The organism is Clostridium sp. HV4-5-A1G (genome assembly GCF_900184915.1).
Taxonomy (GTDB): Bacteria; Bacillota; Clostridia; order Clostridiales; family Clostridiaceae; genus Clostridium_B; species Clostridium_B aromativorans.
Genome location: NZ_FXYI02000299.1, coordinates 1 through 2,410 on the forward strand (window position 1 = coordinate 1; position 2,410 = coordinate 2,410).

The window sequence follows — 2,410 nt, forward strand, 5'->3', positions numbered from 1 at the left end:
GTATTATTAAATAGAAAATAATTATCAAATTTATAATATATCAAATAATTGGAAAAATTAATTATGTATAAGTGAGGGATAATAAATCATGTTAAAAATTGAAGATAAAGCTTTAAATTATGCTGGGGACAGAAATCTGTGTTTTGTAACATCTGTTAAAAATACATCAATAGACTGTGATTGTGGAAATGTCCATAATAATGTTAAAACTGTTAAAATTAAAGTTCTATTCGAAACCGAAGTAGCAGATAAAGAGCTGTATAATATTTATGAATATAAAGGCATAAAATTATTTGTATTAAAAACTTTAAACATCACAGGTGACATAGACATTTATCAAAAGCCAAAGGTTCTTTTCATGAGACCAAAATTCGGACTTAAAGGTATTACAGCCTGAAGGAAATACCCTCCATTTTCATAAATGCATCCCTAATGGAACAGGCAGCTTTTTCAGCTGCCTTAAAAATCTATGCTTAGTAATAGGAAGTTTTTTGTTTCAGATCAATTATCTAAATTGCTTTGATCTTTATAGGAGTATATTTTGCTGTACTAATTATCAAATATGTCCTTATTATAAGAGAAGTTGCACGGTTCACCATCACAATTTAAAGCTACATCGTCATATTCTCCTGCAAATATAACCTTTTTATCTATAACATCCTCATATAATCTTTCTTCAGCTTTAAAATCTCTTTCATTTTTCATAATTCATACCTCCATTTATTTAATAAGAATTAACATCCACTAATAATCTTTATCAACTAATTATTATTATAGCACAAGTTACCAATTAGTCAATACTTTTTTAATATATTTTATTTATTTTCTAATTTATCATTTATCTGTTTGATTCTGTGTTTCCATACACTATACTGTATTATCCATATTGCAACGTACATTGCTAAAAATATGATGAGGCAACCTACAATTCCAGCAAATGTGTGTTCCTGCCAGTGTGAAAAGTAGGCAATGGAAACATTGTAATGGAAGTTATAATAAAATGCATAATTGATTGTTTGAGAAAACTCCAATCATCATTTTCCCATATTACAGAACCTGCACCCATAACAGCACTTAAAAGGCCTGACAGGGTAAACTGCAGGATGACTGCATTTATCTGAATACATTCTTCAAAACTCTTAAAGATTAGTTCTTATCAAATAATTTAGGATATATGTACAATATACATCCAATTATTACAGAAACTATAATATAATTAATCATATTACCCTTTAATTTAATGATTTGAAACCCTATAAAAAGTACCACAAATATAACAATAAAATTCATTACTCCAAGTAACCTTTCCTTTTTGATATAATCATCTCCTTATATATTGAAAATATTTTTATAGATTAATATCGGTTCTTTTTGCTTCCATCTTTATTAAATAATTTTCTTAAATATATTTCATCAATAACTATCATGACTACAGCACCTGTCAATAAAAATAATAGCTGTACCTTTCCGTTGTTAATACCCAGCGGTTGAATAATCGCCCAGATTCCTAAAATGCCATTAATACACCCAAATAACATCATACTAATTCCACCGCATTTTTGGGACACATTCCAGGTATCCTGATTTTTCATTGCAAAAGGTGTTCTATAACCATAAGTACTATTTATATTTTCCGGCGGATACTTAAATAAAATAAAACCAAATAGGATAGAAAATATACATACTCCCAAAGAAATCATATACCTGCCTCCAATCAAAATATCTATGCTTCTCCATAATCTTTAACAAAATATAAAAATCCTATTTTTGTAACTTTATAATTGATTATTACATTTCCTGTTTCTATATCATATAAGTTATTACCAGTAATAGTATAGATCATAGCATTTTCTTTATCTAGCTTACTTTTATCCATATTATATTGTCCCTTATTAATGTGTACAGTTCCCTTAAATGCTCTAATTGGATGCCCTGTTACAAATACATGAGTTCTAACAGATAAAAAAGGGGAAGAATGAATCAAGATAAATACTCCAATGATTATCAAAATGGCTATTGTTGTAATCTCTTTTTTTAAAAAATTCATTTTAATCTCCTTTTATATTTAAAATATTGTTACAATTTAATTTTAGCATATTTAAGGGTCACAGTAAAAATTTATGTGGCGCAGATTTTCCATCAATATGAATACTATTTCTTCTTGAACTTATACCTGTATCTTTTGGTATCCCTGCTTTCAAATATCATATTGTCTACATTATTCTTTTGATTGTAAAAGAATTAACATTGATAAGGAATTAGCACCCACAGATGATTTAGAAAAAGAAATTATAACTATTTTATCTCATAAGAAAATTATTATAGTTAATCCTAATTCACCAATAGAGGCTTTCCCTGAATTAGAGGAAGATCCTTTTCCTATAATTTATTATATATACTATGTTAATTA

At 27.4% G+C, this 2,410-nt stretch carries 4 protein-coding genes and 1 pseudogene; 1 reads left to right on the plus strand and 4 read right to left on the minus strand.

Annotated elements, in window-relative coordinates; translation table 11 throughout:
* Nucleotides 1-88 precede the first annotated feature (88 nt).
* Nucleotides 89-397, plus strand: a complete 309-nt coding sequence (locus tag J5G60_RS17950) for a hypothetical protein (RefSeq protein WP_150357125.1) — start codon at nucleotides 89-91, stop codon at nucleotides 395-397.
* Nucleotides 398-549: 152 nt separating this feature from the next.
* Here J5G60_RS17950 and J5G60_RS17955 read toward each other — a convergent pair whose 3' ends face one another.
* From J5G60_RS17955 to J5G60_RS17970, 4 genes and pseudogenes are all read right to left on the minus strand, one after another.
* On the minus strand, nucleotides 550-705 hold the full coding sequence (locus tag J5G60_RS17955; RefSeq protein WP_179978571.1) for a hypothetical protein: 156 nt from the start codon (nucleotides 703-705) through the stop codon (nucleotides 550-552).
* A gap of 110 nt (nucleotides 706-815) precedes the next feature.
* Nucleotides 816-1,147, minus strand: a pseudogene (locus J5G60_RS19265) (DUF3021 domain-containing protein).
* Nucleotides 1,148-1,355: 208 nt separating this feature from the next.
* The gene (locus J5G60_RS17965) at nucleotides 1,356-1,700 is read right to left on the minus strand and encodes an SdpI family protein (RefSeq protein WP_150357127.1); all 345 of its coding nucleotides are present in this window, start codon (nucleotides 1,698-1,700) and stop codon (nucleotides 1,356-1,358) included.
* A 23-nt stretch (nucleotides 1,701-1,723) separates the two neighbouring features.
* Complete coding sequence (locus J5G60_RS17970; protein WP_150357128.1) at nucleotides 1,724-2,047, minus strand: hypothetical protein; 324 nt, start codon at nucleotides 2,045-2,047, stop codon at nucleotides 1,724-1,726.
* Between the last annotated feature and the right edge of the window lie 363 nt (nucleotides 2,048-2,410).

Excerpts from the sequence above, each read along its gene's own strand:
- J5G60_RS17950 (WP_150357125.1), top strand. The coding sequence starts at position 89 with ATGTTAAAAATTGAAGATAAAGCTTTAAATTATGCTGGGGACAGAAAT.
- J5G60_RS17955 (WP_179978571.1), bottom strand. The coding sequence starts at position 705 with ATGAAAAATGAAAGAGATTTTAAAGCTGAAGAAAGATTATATGAGGAT.
- J5G60_RS17965 (WP_150357127.1), bottom strand. The coding sequence starts at position 1,700 with ATGATTTCTTTGGGAGTATGTATATTTTCTATCCTATTTGGTTTTATT.
- J5G60_RS17970 (WP_150357128.1), bottom strand. The coding sequence starts at position 2,047 with ATGAATTTTTTAAAAAAAGAGATTACAACAATAGCCATTTTGATAATC.